18 protein-coding genes are annotated in these 17217 nt (G+C 60.3%); 8 read left to right on the top strand and 10 right to left on the bottom strand.

Features of this window, described 5'->3' with window-relative positions; translation table 11 throughout:
• Positions 1 to 78 precede the first annotated feature (78 nt).
• Both msrA and J7E24_RS14910 read right to left on the bottom strand, forming a co-directional pair.
• On the bottom strand, positions 79 to 618 hold the full coding sequence (gene msrA / locus J7E24_RS14915; protein ID WP_215138921.1) for a peptide-methionine (S)-S-oxide reductase MsrA: 540 nt from the start codon (positions 616 to 618) through the stop codon (positions 79 to 81).
• A gap of 211 nt (positions 619 to 829) precedes the next feature.
• Complete coding sequence (locus J7E24_RS14910; protein WP_215138920.1) at positions 830 to 1717, bottom strand: 3-hydroxyacyl-CoA dehydrogenase family protein; 888 nt, start codon at positions 1715 to 1717, stop codon at positions 830 to 832.
• Between the two features lie 340 nt (positions 1718 to 2057).
• Here J7E24_RS14910 and J7E24_RS14905 point away from each other — a divergent pair, with 340 nt between their 5' ends.
• Positions 2058 to 2216, top strand: a complete 159-nt coding sequence (locus J7E24_RS14905; protein ID WP_116941567.1) for a lmo0937 family membrane protein — start codon at positions 2058 to 2060, stop codon at positions 2214 to 2216.
• A gap of 115 nt (positions 2217 to 2331) precedes the next feature.
• Here J7E24_RS14905 and J7E24_RS14900 read toward each other — a convergent pair whose 3' ends face one another.
• Both J7E24_RS14900 and J7E24_RS14895 read right to left on the bottom strand, forming a co-directional pair.
• Positions 2332 to 3168, bottom strand: a complete 837-nt coding sequence (locus tag J7E24_RS14900) for a hypothetical protein (RefSeq protein WP_215138919.1) — start codon at positions 3166 to 3168, stop codon at positions 2332 to 2334.
• A 125-nt stretch (positions 3169 to 3293) separates the two neighbouring features.
• Positions 3294 to 4916, bottom strand: coding sequence for an ABC-F family ATP-binding cassette domain-containing protein (locus tag J7E24_RS14895; RefSeq protein WP_215138918.1), 1623 nt, complete (start codon positions 4914 to 4916; stop codon positions 3294 to 3296).
• Between the two features lie 299 nt (positions 4917 to 5215).
• Between J7E24_RS14895 and J7E24_RS14890 the strand changes: the two genes are divergently transcribed.
• Entirely contained in the window at positions 5216 to 5689 is a 474-nt protein-coding gene (locus J7E24_RS14890; RefSeq protein ID WP_215138917.1) for a DUF4199 domain-containing protein, read from the top strand.
• Positions 5690 to 6065: 376 nt separating this feature from the next.
• Complete coding sequence (locus J7E24_RS14885) at positions 6066 to 6422, top strand: hypothetical protein (protein ID WP_215138916.1); 357 nt, start codon at positions 6066 to 6068, stop codon at positions 6420 to 6422.
• Positions 6423 to 6650: 228 nt separating this feature from the next.
• On the opposite strand, the gene J7E24_RS14880 is transcribed toward J7E24_RS14885, so the two are convergent.
• Positions 6651 to 7052: a hypothetical protein gene (locus J7E24_RS14880; protein WP_215138915.1), complete on the bottom strand. Its 402-nt coding sequence runs from the start codon at positions 7050 to 7052 to the stop codon at positions 6651 to 6653.
• A 126-nt stretch (positions 7053 to 7178) separates the two neighbouring features.
• On the opposite strand from J7E24_RS14880, the gene J7E24_RS14875 reads away from it, so the two are divergent.
• Positions 7179 to 8036 carry a murein L,D-transpeptidase catalytic domain family protein gene (locus tag J7E24_RS14875; RefSeq protein WP_215138914.1) on the top strand — a complete coding sequence of 286 codons (858 nt, stop codon included), beginning with the start codon at positions 7179 to 7181 and terminating at the stop codon, positions 8034 to 8036.
• Between the two features lie 93 nt (positions 8037 to 8129).
• On the opposite strand, the gene J7E24_RS14870 is transcribed toward J7E24_RS14875, so the two are convergent.
• Positions 8130 to 8324, bottom strand: coding sequence for a hypothetical protein (locus J7E24_RS14870; protein ID WP_215138913.1), 195 nt, complete (start codon positions 8322 to 8324; stop codon positions 8130 to 8132).
• Between the two features lie 173 nt (positions 8325 to 8497).
• Here J7E24_RS14870 and J7E24_RS14865 point away from each other — a divergent pair, with 173 nt between their 5' ends.
• Together J7E24_RS14865 and J7E24_RS14860 are read left to right on the top strand one after the other, a co-directional pair.
• Positions 8498 to 9307: a M48 family metallopeptidase gene (locus tag J7E24_RS14865; protein ID WP_215138912.1), complete on the top strand. Its 810-nt coding sequence runs from the start codon at positions 8498 to 8500 to the stop codon at positions 9305 to 9307.
• A gap of 121 nt (positions 9308 to 9428) precedes the next feature.
• A complete protein-coding gene (locus J7E24_RS14860) occupies positions 9429 to 10367 on the top strand; it encodes a diacylglycerol/lipid kinase family protein (RefSeq protein ID WP_251047213.1) in 939 nt (312 codons plus the stop codon).
• On the opposite strand, the gene J7E24_RS14855 is transcribed toward J7E24_RS14860, so the two are convergent.
• Both J7E24_RS14855 and J7E24_RS14850 read right to left on the bottom strand, forming a co-directional pair.
• Complete coding sequence (locus J7E24_RS14855; protein WP_215138911.1) at positions 10336 to 11559, bottom strand: metallophosphoesterase; 1224 nt, start codon at positions 11557 to 11559, stop codon at positions 10336 to 10338. The genes J7E24_RS14860 and J7E24_RS14855 overlap by 32 nt on opposite strands.
• A gap of 82 nt (positions 11560 to 11641) precedes the next feature.
• The gene (locus tag J7E24_RS14850) at positions 11642 to 12274 is read right to left on the bottom strand and encodes an LON peptidase substrate-binding domain-containing protein (RefSeq protein WP_215138910.1); all 633 of its coding nucleotides are present in this window, start codon (positions 12272 to 12274) and stop codon (positions 11642 to 11644) included.
• Between the two features lie 207 nt (positions 12275 to 12481).
• On the opposite strand from J7E24_RS14850, the gene mtgA reads away from it, so the two are divergent.
• Complete coding sequence (gene mtgA / locus J7E24_RS14845; RefSeq protein WP_215138909.1) at positions 12482 to 13225, top strand: monofunctional biosynthetic peptidoglycan transglycosylase; 744 nt, start codon at positions 12482 to 12484, stop codon at positions 13223 to 13225.
• Between the two features lie 102 nt (positions 13226 to 13327).
• Positions 13328 to 13792 carry a YybH family protein gene (locus tag J7E24_RS14840; protein WP_215138908.1) on the top strand — a complete coding sequence of 155 codons (465 nt, stop codon included), beginning with the start codon at positions 13328 to 13330 and terminating at the stop codon, positions 13790 to 13792.
• 229 nt (positions 13793 to 14021) lie between these two features.
• Here J7E24_RS14840 and J7E24_RS14835 read toward each other — a convergent pair whose 3' ends face one another.
• On the bottom strand, positions 14022 to 15791 hold the full coding sequence (locus J7E24_RS14835) for an ATP-binding protein (RefSeq protein ID WP_215138907.1): 1770 nt from the start codon (positions 15789 to 15791) through the stop codon (positions 14022 to 14024).
• Positions 15792 to 15996: 205 nt separating this feature from the next.
• Positions 15997 to 17151 carry a sensor protein KdpD gene (locus J7E24_RS14830; protein WP_215138906.1) on the bottom strand — a complete coding sequence of 385 codons (1155 nt, stop codon included), beginning with the start codon at positions 17149 to 17151 and terminating at the stop codon, positions 15997 to 15999.
• Positions 17152 to 17217: the final 66 nt, after the last annotated feature.

The raw sequence follows: 17217 nt of genomic DNA, 5'->3' as shown, positions 1-17217 counted from the left end.
GACTTTCGTGCCGATGCCCGCAATCTGGGTTTTCAGCACGAAAGTCTCACCTCTCACTTCTCTGTACTCACCTCTAAACTATGCTGCTTCGCTTTTCAGCTTGTCGCCGAATACCGATTTTACCTTATCCACCTTGCTCTTGACTACGAACTGGCAGTAGGGCTGGCTGCGGTTCTGGTTGTAGTAGTTCTGGTGGTACGCCTCGGCCGGATAGAATGTGGGCAGGGGCAGAATTTCGGTCGTAATGGGGCCGTCGAAAGCGTTGGCGTCAGTCAGCTTCTGCTTGTAGGCTTCGGCCAGGCGCTGCTGCTCATCCGAGTGGGTGTAGACGCCCGAGCGGTACTGGGTGCCCGCGTCGTTGCCCTGGCGGTTGAGGGTGGTGGGGTCGTGGGTTTTCCAAAACACCTCCAGCAGGTCCTCGTAGCTGATAACAGTTGGGTCGTAGCTGACCTGAATGACCTCGTTGTGGCCCGTCAGGCCGCTACAAACTTCCTTGTAGGTCGGGTTGGCAATGCGCCCGCCAGTGTAGCCCGATACTACTTTCTCTACGCCCTTCAGGTTCTGAAATACGGCTTCGGTGCACCAGAAGCAGCCGCCGCCAAATGTAGCTTGTTCCATAAAATCGCAAATGTTGAATCGCAGATGTTGCAGATGAAAGGGATAACGCAGATTCGTTCTGCGGTGTTTTTATAACACGTAAGGAGCGGTAGCTGTTCTCCGGCCTCCATTTAAAGACAGCAGGATGAACAATCCACGCAAACCCGGGAGGCATTATAGAGGCACCGCAGAACGAATCTGCGTTATCCCTTTCATCTGCAACATCTGCGATTTACTTGCGGAACCGCTCAGCCAGCACCAGGTCTTTGGTGCCGTGGGTCCAGGAGTAGAAGCCTTCGCCCGACTTTACGCCCAGGCGGCCGGCCGTTACCATGTTCACCAGCAGCGGGCAGGGGGCGTACTTGGGGTTGCCCAGGCCGTCGTGCAGTACCCGCATAATGGCCAAACACACATCCAGCCCAATAAAATCGGCCAGCTGCAGCGGACCCATGGGGTGGGCCATACCCAACTTCATTACCGTATCAATTTCCTCTACACCCGCCACGCCCTCGTGCAGCGAGATGATGGCCTCATTGATCATGGGCATCAGAATGCGGTTGGCCACGAAGCCGGGGTAGTCGTTGACTTCGGTGGGCGTTTTGCCCAGCTGCCGCGACATATCCATCACCCGGGCCGTTACTTCGTCGGAAGTCGCATAGCCGCGAATCACCTCTACGAGCTTCATCACCGGCACCGGGTTCATAAAGTGCATGCCAATCACCTGGGTGGGGCGCTTGGTTACGGCCGCAATACGGGTGATGGATATGGAGGAAGTGTTGGTAGCCAGAATGGCCTGTTCGGGCGCGTACTGGTCGATTTCGCGGAAGATGTTGAGCTTAAGCTCCACGTTTTCGGTGGCGGCTTCTACCACCAGATCAGCCTGCAGAACTCCCTCCGAAAGGCTGGTGTAAGTGGTGATGCGGCCTAGCGTGGCCGTTTTATCGGCTTCGGCCAGGCTGCCTTTGCTTACCTGCCGGTCGAGGTTTTTGCCGATGGTGGCCATGCCTTTATCGAGGGCTGGCTGGTTGATGTCAATAAGGGCAACAGCGAATCCGTGCTGGGCAAATACGTGGGCAATGCCATTGCCCATCGTGCCCGAGCCAATAACGGCAACGTTCATAGAAGTAAGTGAAAACAGGGTGGGAAGAAACGAAAGCGCGCCAAATCCGGGGTGGGGACGTGCCTTGGCAAAGCTACACCGAAACCCGGCTCCGCCCAATCCGGCAAACCCGCACGGGCTGCGTAACGCGCTTTTTTTGCATAGCCTAAATGTGCCATATAAGCCTTTAAAAGAGGTTTTTTTGCCAAAGTGCGAAAAATAGACGAAGCCTAATAAAACCTTTTGGGCGAAGGTGCGCGTACAAACCCGCAGAATGTATTCCGGCCCGCTAATCTTTCACTGCGAACCGGAAACGCTGTTTTCTCTCTCCCCTTTTTCCCCACTCTCTTCCTTTTCAATCATGGGTAATCTGTTGTACATCATCGCCGTCATTCTGGTCATCATCTGGGCTATCAGCTTCTTCGGTGGCTTCTTCTCCGGCAGCATCATTCACGTTCTGCTCGTAATTGCCATTATCGTAGTGCTGCTGCGCGTCATTCGAGGCGGTAGCGCGGTCTAACCACCGCCCGGCACTCAGCCAACCGGAAATATAGGTTTTCCGAAAAACCAAAGAAGCCCCGCTCAATTACTTGAGCGGGGCTTCTTTGTGATTGTGGGCTGGGTAAGCCAAAGGTCTACTTCAGATCGAAAAGGAAGTTGAAGCGGATTTCCGGCTGCCCATAAGGCGACTTGCGGTTGCCCTGATTGTCGATGCCGTCGTTGAAATTATAAAGCACCACAATGTCGGCGGCAAACCGCTCGCCAAACTGGCTGCGGTAACCAGCGCCACCCAGCGGCGTGGTAGCCGTGGTGTTGCTGCTGTATACATTACCGAACGAATCGAAGGCTTTGCCACGCAGGCGGGTTACCTCATACTCGGCGTGCACAAAAAATTGCTTGTACACCATGTACTGCGCAAATGCCTTCAGTCCGAGGTTGTTGTACTCGATTTTTTTGGGGTAGCCGAACTGCTGGTTGTAAGGCGAGTAGCTGACGTTGATATAGGAGTAGCTGATGCCCGGTCCGATGGCAAACTTCTCCGTCACCCGATAGCCAATGGCCGGGGCAATACTCGCGTTGAACTGTCCGTCGCCGGCGTAGCTGCTGTAGCCCAACCCGAAGTTGGTGTACAGAAAGTACTTGCGCAGCGGGGGTGGGGGCGGCGCTACGCCCGGCCGCTGGGGCAAATCCATGCCCGAGGGCCGGTTGGGGTCGTAGGGCGCATTGGAGGCCGGTACGTTGGGGTCGGGCTGGTACACGGGCGGCGTAATGGGCGCTGGCTGCGGCTCGTTGGGAACCGGGGCGGGCTGCTGGCGGGGCCGGGGGGGAGCCGAGCCGGGAGGGGCCGTATTCAGCTGTGGCTTCACGGTACGCACCGTGTCGGTCGGCGTTGTCGTCTGGGCGCGGGCAGCGGCCGGGGCCAGCACGAGGCCGGTTCCGCCCAGCATCAGCGAAAACAGAAGTCGTTTCATGTGTCTGAAATAGATAGGAGAGTAGATAACCAGCAACGGGTGGAAATGTAAAATGGTGCGCTACTGTTGTTCAATAACGCACCATTTCCTTTATCCCGTATGTAATCTGCGAGCTGCTGCCAACGCTACGAAACCAGCTGGTACATACGCCGGCGCTGCTCGCGGATGTTCTCGTCGTTCAGGTACTCTTCGTACGTCATGCGGCGGTCAATAATACCATCGGGCGTCAGCTCGATGATGCGGTTAGCCACAGTCTCAATCACCTTCAAATCGTGCGAGGCAAACAGCAGCGTGCCGTTGAACTCCTGCAGCGAGTTGTTGAGGGCCGTAATGCTTTCCAGATCGAGGTGGTTGGTCGGGTCATCGAGCGTGAGCACGTTGCCGCCTTCCATCATCATCTTGCTCAGCATGCAGCGCACTTTCTCGCCACCGCTCAGCACGTTGCTTTTCTTGAGCGACTCCTCGCCCGAAAACAACATCCGGCCCAGGAAGCCGCGAATAAACGACTCGTCCTTCTCGGTGCTGTACTGGCGCAGCCAGTCCACCAGGTTCAGGTCGGTGTCGAAGAACTCGGTGTTCTCCTTGGGGAAGTAGCTGGGCGTAATAGTGGTGCCCCATGCAAAGGTGCCGGTAGCCGGCTTCACCTGCTCGAACAGAATATCGAACAGCAGGGAAGGCGCGCGGTCGTCGCGGCTCACCAGGGCCACTTTGTCGCCCTTATCGAGCATAAACGACACGTTGCGGAACACGGTCTGGCCGTCTACTTTGGCGCTCAGGTTTTCTACCGTCAGCAGTTGGTTGCCGGCCTCGCGCTCGGGCTTGAACGCAATGTAGGGGTACTTGCGCGAGCTGGGCTTAATTTCTTCCAGCGTAAGCTTCTGGAGTAGTTTCTGACGCGAGGTAGCCTGCTTGCTTTTAGAGGCGTTGGCCGAGAAGCGACGCACGAACTCCTCCAGTTCCTTGCGCTTGTCTTCGGTTTTCTTGTTCACGTCCTGGCGCTGGCGCAAAGCCAGCTGGCTGCTCTCGTACCAGAACGAGTAGTTGCCCGGGTACATGGTAATCTTCGAGAAGTCGAGGTCGGCCATGTAGTTACACACCGCGTCGAGGAAGTGGCGGTCGTGGCTCACCACAATCACCGTGTTCTGGAACGAGTCGAGGAAGTTTTCGAGCCAGAGGACCGTTTCGGCATCGAGGCCGTTGGTGGGTTCGTCGAGCAGCAGCACGTCGGGGTTGCCAAACAGGGCCTGGGCCAGCAGCACCCGCACTTTGTCGGAGGTGCCCAGGTCGCCCATCAGGGTCTGGTGCTTGTTTTCGGCAATGCCCAGGCCCGAAAGCAGCTCGGCGGCCTCGTACTCGGCGTTCCAGCCTTCGAGGTCGGCAAACTCGCCTTCCAATTCGGCGGCCCGCTCACCGTCGGCGTCCGAGAAGTCGGCTTTCGCATATAGCGCATCCTTTTCCTCCATCACCTTCCAGAGACGAGTGTGGCCCATAATTACGGTCTGGAGCACCGGGAAGGCGTCGGCTGCAAACTGATCCTGCTTGAGCACCGACAGGCGCGAACCCTTGGGCATATCCACCGAGCCCGTATTGGCTTCGATTTCACCCGACAGGATTTTCAGGAACGTGGACTTGCCGGCTCCGTTGGCCCCAATGAGGCCATACACGTTGCCCGGCATGAATTTGATGGTAACGTCTTCAAACAAAACGCGCTTGCCGTAGCGCAGGCTTACGTTGGAGGTGCTAATCATAGAGAGAAGTAGGCGAAAAAGAAAGCAGCAAGCGGTCGGGGGCAATAGGTGCCGCGTAACCGGCCACAAAAGTACGGAAATTGCCCTCGCCGTTGAACTGGCAGAAAGCCAGACACCGGAGATAGGACAAAAAAGTGTCAGAAACGACAACCAGCCGCCCTGCAAGCTTGTATAAAGTGAAACAAGGCCTTACGGGCTGCCGGATACCAACACGCGGCCCGGCCCGACTGGTTCCGGCGCTGGTTTACCAAATCCTTCTTGCTTCAGTCGTTACATCCACCCCCTTTTACACTCTTTCGATGGCTAATTCCACAATTACTCCCGAAACCAACGGCGTCCGTTACGGCCTCTATACCTCGGTTGGTATGATGATATACTTTGTTGCTGCTTCCTTCTTCAACCTGACCGAACGCATCGAATTCAGCTTCCTGAATGGCCTTATACTGGCCGTGGGGGTGTGCTTTGCCATTGCGCGCTTCAAGCGCAGCCGCGACGGCCGCATGGCTTACCTGGCGGGTTTCGGCACGGGTATTATTACGGCGCTTATTGCTTCGGTCGCCTTTGGCTTTTTCTTTATTCTATATGCCGGCGTTATCAATCCCGGCATCATGGATGGTCTGCAGGCGCAGGATCTGTTTGGCTATGATCTGTCAGTAACCATTGCTTTCCTCGCCATCATTCTGCAGGGCGCCATGTCGGGTATGATTGTCTCGCTTATTGCTATGCAATATTTCAAGAGCCCCGACCACCAGCCCATGACGGGCATGGAATAGCCCGGTGCCCAGCTCAGACAGGTAATTTAGGCGGTGCATACTATTATGCGTGGTGATGTATTAATGATTCAACTATCTGATTAACAATAATTTGATAAGGTATTTGATCTGTTCAGCGCACTGAGTCGAACAGTAAAGTGGGTTATTTCAGGAGGATATGAAAAATACATTATTCTAATATATAGTTTACTTCAAATGATATGAAAAGTCGTTAATGTGGCTTTTTTTTTATATTATTGCATCATGGATATGGGGTTGATGGAATTTTCCGTAGAATTATTTGGTTCTACGGTTAGCTGAGCCCATTAGCCTGCTTCAGTATAGCCAGTACCACCATATGAAAGTCCTCTTCTTCACTCTCCTCTTTTTGGGTAGCTTGAGCTCAGTCGCCCAAGCCCAAAAGCAAGAGCACCACGCCGAACGGCCCGATGGAATCGACCGGACGGCTATACAGGCTGAGGCACTAACCCGGCAGATGACAGCCCAACTGCATCTGAACGAAGGTCAGATAGCCCGTCTGTATAAAGTAAATAGCATTAAAGTAGCCCAGGCCGACGAGATTGAGTGGCAGCACCAAGAAAACCCCCTGCGGATGCAACAGGCTCTTTCGGAGCTGCAGTCGCACTACGATGCCGAGTGCAGCCGCATCCTGACGCCTACGCAGCTTAGCCTTATGCGCGGGCCACAGCCGGCTCCGGTTTCGCAGCCAGATACCGAAGGCGGGCTGGGCTAAGCACACGCCCGGCAGTAGCCTGCCCCGTCACCCAACGCCATTCCGGCCGCTCCCGATTCAGTTCAGGAGCGGCCGGAATGGCGTTGGGCGTAAGTGGCCGGGTTACTTGGGTAGGTTGATAGTGGCGTTTGAAGGCCGCCTGCCTGCGTGCTGAGGTAGAACTCCAGGACCAGTAAGGTCGGGTACAACGGCAGGGCAGGGGCGCTTTAGCAGAATAGTCCAGTTTGGCTATTGCAGGCGCACCGGCAGTATAACCTCCGTAACAGTGCCGGTAGCGCCGCTACGTAGCATTACGCGGTTGGCAGTAGCCCGTGGGTTACCAGTGGCACATTGCGTGCCCGGGGCTACATAATAGATGTATATTTTGTCGCTCTGTTCACCCAGCTCTTCCTCATCCGGATGGCCCAGAAGTTCTGTTATATCGTTGATACGTGCCTCAAACAAATCGGAGCGGTGCTTTTCGAGAATTGGTACCAGCGTAGCACGCTGTCCGCGGCAGCCATAAGGGTCGGCCCGCCAAGCGGCCGTATCGAAACCGGGCAGGCTTGGCAGCGCGTGGCCGCAGCCCGCAAGAGCGAACAGCGCTGCCGGAAACAGCAGCCAGGATAAGCGAAAAGCAGGAATGTTCATGGGCAGGAAAGCCAGGCAGTTATCGGTGTTCTGCGGAAAAAATGCTAATTTTGGTTTGGCCCATACTGAGGGCCCCCGCAAGGTACCGCCAAATTATCTGCTTCCCGCTACGCTTACTACAGGCCCATGATGAAGTTGCCGACGCTGACCGCCGGAGTTATCCTGACCTTATTCAGCAGTTTCACCCCCGCCGGTCGAGTCCTGGTCGGGGCAGGGGCCGCGCCTGCCAAGGCAGTAGCCACAGCAATACCCGCCGGTTCGCGCCTTCGGGTGCCGGTACTGGCGCTGCTTACCCCAACTGAGCGCACAAGCTACCTGGCGGCGTTTGAGCAGCATGTAGCCCGCACCTACCTCCGGGCGGGGCTTACGGGCGCCGCGCTGCCGCTGCCCGTGTACCGGCAGGCGCTGCTGGGTTTCTACAACCTGCAGCAGCGGGGCCAAATTGAGCCCGGTACCCGCACCCTCACCATTGCCGATTTCAGCCAGTCGAGCAACCGCGAGCGGCTGTGGGTGGTGGATGTGGCCGCAGGCCGGCTGCTGCACCACACGCTGGTAGCCCACGGCAAGAACACGGGGGAGGAATTCGCCCGTTATTTCTCGAACGTAGAAGGCTCCGAAAAAAGTAGCCTGGGTTTCTACGTTACCGGCCCCACCTACCACGGCAAGCACGGCCTGTCGTTGCGGCTGCGGGGCGTTGATGCGGGCTACAACACCAATGCCCACAGCCGGGCCATTGTCGTGCACGGAGCCGATTACGTGAGCAAGGCGTTTGTGAGCCGGCACGGCCGCCTGGGGCGCAGCCAGGGCTGCCCGGCGCTGCCGGCCCCCGAGTCGGCCGCCATTATCCGGACTATAAAGAATGGGACCGTGCTCTACATCCATGGGCCGGCGCAGGTAAGCTACCGTTCGGCGCTGCTGGAACTGGATGCCGCCCTGGTGGCTTTTGCCCGCGGGCAGCAGCGCCTGGCTTCGCAGCCGGGCTAGCTTTCGAAAGCAGCCGCACTTCTTCTATACCACAACGCCCGCCGCCAGTACATACCGGCGGCGGGCGTTGTGGTGTAGAAGAAGTGCGGCTGCTTAGGCCCGGTCGCTGGTGGTGCGTACTAGGTTGATACCAGCAAAGAAGAAAATAAGACCTACAACAAAGGGCACCAGTGAATTCATCTTGCTCAGGCCCATGCCCCCAATCTGCAGGAAAGCCAGTGCCGCCCAGATAATGCCAACGATGCCCAGAATGGTAAGAATGCTGCCAAAAGTGCGTTTCTGATTCATAACCGGAGAGAAGAAGGGTGAAAGAGGGGAAAGCCGAACGGGAAAGAGGTCGGTATGGAGCCTGATACGTGAGCCAGGTACTGTAAGGTTTAAGCGGGCAGTGCAACCCTATTTGCGGGGTCGCGTTACGAAACGCCAACAACCTCCCTTTCTTCCATTCATCCCCTTCTGCTATGCGCGGTAATATCCGATACCTGCTGGCCCTGCTGATGGCCGCGTTTGCTTTCATTCCGTACTACTGCAACACCCAGAAAAACGAGGTGACCGGCGAAGTACAACACGTAGATATGTCGGCCGAGCAGGAAATTGCCCTTGGCCTGCAGGCCGCTCCCGAAATGGCCGCCCAGTACGGCGGCCTGCACCCCGACCAACAGGCCCGCGCCGCAGTGGAGCGCATCGGGCAGAAGCTTGTGCAAAGTACCAAAGCCAGCCAGACGCCGTATCAATTCAAGTTTCATCTGCTGGCCGACGAGAAGACCATCAATGCCTTTGCCCTGCCCGGCGGCCAGATTTTTATCACGGCTGGCCTGCTGAAAAACCTGACCACCGAAGGCCAGGTGGCCGGGGTGCTGGCCCACGAAATTGGGCATGTAGTGGCCCGGCACTCGGCCGAGCAGGTAGCCAAATCGAAGCTGACCAACGGCCTGACCGGGGCCGCCGCCATTGGCCTCTACGACCCCGAGCGGCCCGGCACGGCCGCCAGCGCCGCCGCTGCCGCCATGGTGGGCAAGCTGCTGACGATGCGCTACGGCCGCGAAGATGAGCTGGAAGCCGACCGGCTGGCCGTAGATTTTACGCCCGCCGCCGGCTACGACCCGCGCGCCATGCTGCAGGTAATGGAAGTGCTGGACCGCGGCAACGGCAGCGCCAACCCGCCCGAATTCCTGAGCACGCACCCCAACCCCGGCAACCGCATCCAGGAAATTCAGCGCGATATTGAGGCCGATTTCCCGCAGGGGCTGCCGGCGGGTCTTAAACCCTAAGTACGGCGCGCGTTCTGCTCTTTTTTTGTGTACACGACTATAGCCGGCAGTATAGCCGGCTATAGTCGTGTTGAGCCAACAGCCGCCGGGCTCTACCAGCGGCCCCTGCTACCTATACGCTATGGAAACTGTCTATCCGGGCCCGTTGCAACGGCTGCTGTTCGTGCTCAACCCCATATCGGGCGACATCGACAAAAGCCAGCTTCGCGACACCATTGCCGCCTACTGCGCCGAGCGGGGCCGCCAGGCCGAGTTTTTCGATACGGCCGGTAAGCAGGACCTGGAGTACCTGCGCCAGCTGCTGGCTGCCCCGACGCCGCCCGACGCCGTGTTTGCGGCCGGTGGCGACGGCACGGTGAGCATGGTGGCGGAGGCGCTGGCGGGCAGTTCCGTACCGCTGGGAATTCTGCCGCTGGGCTCGGGCAACGGCTTGGCCAAAGACCTGGCCATTCCGCTCGCGCTGCCCGACGCGCTGGCCCTTACCTGGCAGCACCACGTCCGGGAGCTGGATACGTTGCGGGTAGGGGGGCGGTTCACGGTTCACCTGGCCGATATGGGTTTCAATGCCCGCGTAGTAAAGCGCTTCGCAGAAGGTGGCGTGCGAGGCCCCGGCGCTTACGTGCGCATTGCCACCCAGGAGTATGGCAGTTACCAGCCCGGTACTTACCACATCGAAACTGAGCACGAAAACTGGCAGGGTGAGGCCTTCATGCTCACGATTGCCAACGCCAACACCTTCGGCAGCAACGTGGTCATCAATCCCGACCGGGAGCTGGACGATGGCCAGTTCGAAATCTGCCTGATTGCGCCCTTCCCCGGAAGGGCATTGCCTGGTTTGCTGTACCGCCTCTACACCAGCGACTTTGATAGCTCGGACTATACCCGCCGCCTCAGTTGCCACCGCGCCCGCATCACGGTGCCCGGGGCCAGCGAAGTGCTGGTACAGCTGGATGGCGAGCCGTACATGCTCGCCTGTCCGGTCGAAATCAGCCTGCAGCCGCGCAGCCTGCGGGTGCTGGTGCCGCCCGCTACGGCTGCGGTAGCTCCGCCGCGTCTGTAGTGCCGGCCGCTGGTTCGGGGGGCGTGCCCAAGCCGGGGCTGAGCTGCAGCCGGAACACCTCGGGCGTACCCGTGGGGGGCTCGTAGGTGCGAAGCCAGGTTTCGCGAGGGCCATAAAAATCCAGTCCGAAAAAGCCCTGGTGCTCGTGCACAAACGTAGCCTCGCCCCCAGCCTGCACAAAGGCCGTTTTGCTGCCGGCTCCGCTTACCAGATAGTGCCCCCCGCTCCGCTGGAAATACTGCAGGTTATGGTCGTGGCCGGCGGCATAAATAACGCCGGGAAACTCGTGGAGCACCCGCAGCAGCCGGCGGCGCATTCGGCGGTAGCGGGGGTGGGCCATGTCTTCGGCCGCACCCACCGTTTTGCGGTACAGCGGCAGCAGCGAGCCAATAAGCGGCAGTGGTACATACGCGCGCTTGTTTACCGTAGTAAGCGGGAATACGTGCTGCTTGGCCGTAAATTTGCCCCCGTGCAGCGCATTGGAGTACAGCGGATGATGCCCGGCCACAACCACCTGCTGGTGCTGGTTGGCTTGCAGCAGCGCCCGTAGCTGGCGAAAGGGCCGCCAGGCATCGGCCGCCGGCCGGGGGCCATTCTGCACCCACCATTGGGTGTTGAGTACAATTAGGAGCAGGCCCTCGGCCAGCTGCAGGCTCACCGGGCCAGGAGCCCCATCAACGGGCAGGTAGTGGGCCGTGGGCAGATGCTCGCGCACGTAGGCTTCCTGGCGGCGCAGGTACTCCCAGCCATCGGAGCGGCCCTTGTTCCAGTCGTGGTTGCCGCTGAGCAGTACTACCCGCCCCTCGAAGCGCCCCAAAGCCGCCAGCAGGGCATTGAAGCGGGCCTCGGCCGCCGCCCGGCCGGAGGCAAAGGGAGCTGGCAGGCCCACCGGATAAATATTGTCGCCGAGCAGCACTACCGTGCCATTCGGGCCGGCCTCCTGCTGCCATTGTTCGAGCAGCTGCAGCACGGGGTCGGAGCCATCGGTGGCCAGGGCCCCAACGTCGCCGAGCAGGGCCACCCGGTGGTAGGGCGGGCGGCTGGGCTGGGGCCGGCTGGCCCAGTTGTGGGCGGCGGGGGCCACGTAGGGGCGGCGGCGGTAGTTCCGCTCCTGCATGTAGCGGCGGGCCAGCCACAGGGCTAGCAACCCGGCCAGTGCAAGTAAGGCGTAAAAGAAGTAGTCGATAGTCATCAGGTTATGCCCGAAAGGCAGAGCCGCATCCGGGAGCCGGGGCCGCTTTCAGTGGCTGCTGCTATCAACTACGTACCAAGCCTTAAAAAGTAGGGGGAGTGAGGTTTTTGAAGTGGCCGTTAAGGCGCACCCGCTCCTTGAGGCGCTCGGTTTCCTGAAGCACGGGCAGAATCCGTTCGAGGTGGCGCAGGGCCAGTAGCTGCCGCTCGGCTTCGGTGTCGGCTTCCAGCAGCGCGTACTCCTGCTCGGTGCTCATGCCCAGCTGGTGGGCCACATCGTACACACGGAAGCCGTCGGGCAAATCGAGAAAGAGGCGGCGCAGGCCCAGAATGCTGTACAGCTGCTCAATCAGCACGCGGGTTCGGGCGTGCAGGGCGGGGTCGGCCTCCCGGTCGTCGGCCAGGTTGCGCACAGTCGCGCCGGCATACAGCTTGCCGGGCAGCTCGCGCTGAAAATCGTCCATTTCAAACACCCCAATAGCTTTGGTCCGGATATCGAGCTCGCCCGAGGGGTAGTTTTTTTCTACATCCAGCAGGCGCACCTCGGTGCCGCGACGGCTTACGCCTCCGTTCAGATAAGGCGTGATGCCAAATGTAATGCCCTCCAGCAGACAGTCGCGCACCAGCTGGCGGTAGCGCGGCTCGAAGATGTGCAGGTTGAGCTTTTCGCCGGGAAACACGACCAGATTAAGCGGAAACAGAGCGAGTTGGCGCATAGAGCAAGCGGAGAGAAGAGGCAGGGCAGAGGCAGGAAGCTACGGGCCTCTGGGCGTAATAACAACGCGGGCCCCCAAATATTCCCGGCCCGGTGGGCGCTTTTTTGATAGGTTCGAGGGAAGAGAGTATGGGGTTGGCGCAAACGGCCGCTATTTTTGCCCGTACTCCGGAGTTGGAGTGCAAGCCTTTTTCAAGCTGTTGCGTGCGTGAGAGATTTTAAACAGATTGCCCGTCGGACGGGCCGGATTGCCCTGCAGGTGCTGGCCGTGGCCTTTCTGACCTCGGTGGCTTGGGTGCTGCTCTACCGCTGGGTAAGCCCGCCCGCCACCTGGCTGATGCTCGACCGGCGGGCCCACGCGCCGGTGGGCCTGGGCTACCACGGTATCCGCGAAACTGACCGCCGCATTCAGTACGACTTCAAAAGCCTCAGCGAGGTGTCGGCCGAGTTGCCGCTGGCCCTGGTGGCGGCCGAAGACCAGCGGTTTCTGCTGCACCACGGCTTCGATGGCGACGCGCTGTTGAAGGCCGCCAAATCGAACCTGAGTGGCAGCAAGCAGCTGCGCGGTGGCAGCACCATTACCCAGCAGGTAGCCAAAAACGTGTTTCTGTGGCAGGGGCGCAGCTACGTGCGCAAAGCCGCCGAGGCCTACTTCACCCTGCTCATCGAGCTGCTCTGGGACAAGCGCCGCATCATGGAAATATATTTGAACGTAGCCGAAATGGGCGACTGTATTTTCGGGGCCGAAGCCGCCTCGCAGGCTTACTTTGGCAAGCCAGCCGCCCGGCTGAGTGCCGCCGAGGCCGCCCTGCTGGCCGGGGTGCTGCCCAATCCGCTCCGTTTCCGGGCCAGCAACCCGGGGCCCGTGGCCCGCTCCAAGCAGCGCCGGGTGCTGCGCCGCATGCGCGCATTGCGGGGCACCGAGTACGTGCGGGAACTGATGGTCGAGTAGGTTGAATGAGTGAATGAGGGCCATACAACGCTGTCATGTCCCGACTGAGGCCCCGCTTCGCTCTGCCCGGCAGCTTTCTAGCCAAATGCTTTCCTTCGTTACATGAAACGACTTCTGCTCCCACTGCTGCTGGCCCCGATGGCCCTACTTCCGGCCTGCTCGCCCCGACTGGCTGGGGCGCTTACACCGGCCACTGAGGCCGCTGCCCGCCACGATATTCTGGCGGTGCTCAGTACCCAAACCGCCGCCTGGAACCGCGGCGATGTAGCGGGCTTTATGCAGGGCTACTGGCAGAACGATTCGCTGGTGTTTATCGGTAAAAGCGGCCTCACCTACGGCTGGCAGCCCACGCTCGATAACTACCGCCGCAGCTACCCCAACCCAACCGCCATGGGCCAGCTCGATTTCAGCCGCCTGCAAATCCGCCCCCTCAGCCCCGACGCGGCCCAGGTCATCGGCCGCTGGCACCTGGCCCGCCCCGCAGCCGGCGACCTGCAGGGGCATTTCCTGCTGGTGATGCGCCGCATGGCTGGCAAGTGGGTAGTCGTAGCCGACCATTCGAGCTAACGACATGAATTTCCTGGCCTAAACGCAGCCTTGGCTACTGCTGTTACGCAGTGATTTCGTTCAAGTACTGCCAGGGTAGTAGCGCGAACTTGGTAGTTCGCGTCCCCGCGCCATTCACGCTGTTTTACGGCACGGTGAGCATGGTGAAGGGCGCAGGGAGTAGTAGCGCGAACTACCAAGTTCGCGCTACTACTCCCTGCCTTAACGCAGCCTTAGTTACTGGCTCGAATTACTGGCTCGAATTACTGGCTGGCAGCGTGAAGCGAAACGTGCTGCCCGTGCCCAGCTCGCTTTCCACCCACAGCCGCCCTCCCTGGGTGGCAATAAACTCGCGGGCAATGCTCAGGCCCAGGCCCGAGCCGCCCCGGTAGCCGCTGGGGTCGGGCAGCTGGGCGAAGCGCTGGAAGATGCGCTCGTGGTGCTCGATGGCAATGCCCGGGCCGTGGTCCTGCACGCTTACCTGCACCTTCTGGCCCAGCGTTTCGGCCCGTACCGTCATGGCTTCGCCCGGCGGCGAGTAGCGGATGGCGTTGGCCAGCAGGTTGATGAGCACCCAGGTGGTCTTCTCCACATCGGCGCGAACGAAGGGCAGGTTGGAGGGCAGCTGCACATCAAGCGCAATGCGCTTGTCGGTTAGCTGCGCCTGCACGGTAGTCGTGGCGTAGCGTACCACATCGGCCAGGTTGGTGGGCCGCAGGTCGAGTTGGATGCCCGCTCCCGCGTCGAGGCGCGACACGTCGAGCAGCTCGCCCACCATGCGCTGTAGGCGCTGGGTTTCCTGCCGGATACTGGCCGTGATGCGCTGGCGCTCCTCGGCCGGCAGCCGCTCATCCTGCAACAGCCGCAGGTTGATGTTCATGCTGGAAAGCGGCGTTTTCAGCTCGTGCGACACGGTGGCCAGGAAATTCGACTTCACCTGATCGAGCCGCTTGAAGTCCGACACGTTGCGCAGCGTCAGCATCTGGCCCGCAAACTCCTTCTGGTTCAGCGCCTCATTGAAGGAGAGCAAATCCTGCACATCGAGCTGGAAGTAGGCTTCCTCGCCCTGTTGGGTGATGTGCAGCAGCGGCAGCTCGCCGCCGCTGCCGCCCGCCTGCTCCAGGGGCTGCAGCATAGTGCGCACCAGGTCGTTTTCCAGGGCCACTTCGGCGGCGGGCCGGCCCACCAGCTGGCTGGCCTGCAAACCCAGTAGCTCGCAGGCCACGGGGTTGGCCAGCAGAATAATGCGGTGCTGGTCGAGCAGCAGCAGGCCCTCATCGAGGCCGTTGACGATGCTGGCGGCCCGGTTGCGCTCGGTAACCAGCTGGGCAATAGTCGAGCTGCGGTACTCATTGAGCTGCCCCAGCAGCCGGTTGAATGCCTGGGCTACCTGCCCAAACTCATCCGAACTTTCTACCGGAATGGTAGCCGAAAAATCCTGATTTGTGGCGTGCTCAATGCTGACGGCCAGCCGCTGCAGCGGGGCCACGGCGGCGGCCGGCACCCGCACCACAAAGGTGAGGGCCGTCAGCACGCTCAGCCCGATAACGCCCAGCAGGTAGTAGCCGGCCTGGGTGGCGGTGGCAGTGGCCCGGTCGTTGTTGGCCTGCAGGGTGGTCATGTTGATTTGCACCATGCGGTGGGTTTGCCCGCGCAACTGGCGCACTACGGCCCCGCGCCCGCCCGCACCGGCGGCATCGGTCAGCCGCTCATAACGGGCCAGACTGGCCGTTAGGCTGTCCACCACTTCCTGTTCGCCGGTCTCCGTGATGTTGCCGGCCTCGCGGGTGAGGCTTTCGCGGAAGCGGGCCAGCTCGGCGGCATCGTCGGGGCGCTGCTCCAGCCCGTCGAGGGCGCGTAGCATCTGCTGGCCCAGCTGTACGCTGTAGAAGTTGTCTTTCAGGATGCTTTTGGCACTCTGGTCGAGTTGCCGCACGGTGTAGAAAGCGTAGCCGCCCAGCGCCAGCAGCAGCGTCAGCAGCGCCAAAAACCCCAGCGTTATTTTGGTTTTAAAGGTCATGTTGGCGGGGTGTTGGGGGCTTTGGGTATTGGCTGGTTTTGGGTAGCGGACAAATAAAGCCGGTGTCATGCTGAGCTTGTCGAAGCATCTCTACTGCAATAGTAAACTTGTCGTATGATTGCCAACTCAACGAAGCGGTAGAGATGCTTCGACTTCGCCTCCGGCTTCGCTCAGCATGACCGTTCTTTTTTCTCACTTCTCACCCTCAGTAGGTCACCAGAAACATATCCACGTCCTGCTCCAGCTGCGCCACAGCGCGAATCAGGTCCTGGGTGATGCCGCGGTGGCTCAGACGCTGCCAGACGGTTTTTTCGCTCGTGATACCGCACATCAGCAGCGTGGCTTCTTTTTCGCGGGCCACCGTGATGACGGCCGTCACCACGTCGTCGCTTTTCACGCGCAGAATCTGGCCACCCAGCTCGGTGGCCAGCTGCAAATTGCGCAATAAGTGGCGCTGAGCGGCCAGGTTGATGCGGTCGGCGGCTTCGCGGCGGGTTTGCACATAGAGCACGTACCAGGTGGACATGCCCAGCTGCTGGGCCAGGCGCGAGGCTTTGCGGATGATTTCGCGGGCGGCCGGCTCGTTGGTGTTGATGCAGGCCAGCAGCCGGTCGGCGTTGCGGCGCGGGGCGGGCACGGGGGCGGCCCCGCCGGCTTCGGTTTCCACTTGCTGGCCCAGTAGCTGGGCCACTTCGCGCACCGCCAGCCGCCGCAGCTGCAGCAGGTTATCGGCCCGGAAGAAGTGGTTGAGCGCCACCGGCACCTTGGCCGGGTCGTAGATTTTGCCTTCTTCCAGCCGGCCGCGCAGCTCACCCACGGTTAAATCCACGTTCACCACCTCGTCGGCGTCGCGCAGCACCTGGTCGGGCACGCGCTCGGTTACGTCGGTGCCGGTTATCTTAAGGACCTGGTCGTGCAGGCTTTCCAGGTGCTGCACGTTGAGGGCCGTGAGCACCGAAATACCCGCTCTCAGCAAGTCTTCCACGTCCTGCCAGCGCTTCTCGTTCTTGGAGCCGGGCACGTTGGAGTGGGCCAGCTCATCGACTACCACCACGGCCGGCCGGCGCTGGATGATGGCGTCGAGGTCCATTTCTTCCAGCGCCCGGCCCTTGTAGAACAGTGTTTTGCGGGGCACTTCGGGCAGGTCGCGCACCTGGGCCACGGTTTCGGGACGGCCGTGGGTTTCCACGTAGCCCAGTACCACGTTCACGCCCTGGCGGCGCAGCTCATGGGCTTCCTGCAGCAGCCGGTAGGTTTTGCCCACCCCGGCGGCCAGCCCCAGGTACACCTTCAGCCGCCCGCGCCGCCGCTGCTGCACCAGCCGCAAAAACCGCTCGGCCGATTCGTCGCGCTCATCCATGTGGTTTAAGCTGTTAGCTGACAGCTATTGGCTGTTAGCTTTTTTAGGGACGATAGAATGTTCAGC

It is taken from the genome of Hymenobacter sp. ISL-91, assembly GCF_018613725.1.
Lineage (GTDB): Bacteria > Bacteroidota > Bacteroidia > Cytophagales > Hymenobacteraceae > Hymenobacter.
Note: the sequence above shows the minus strand (reverse complement) of the source record. Positions and strands in the feature narration are given on the sequence as shown.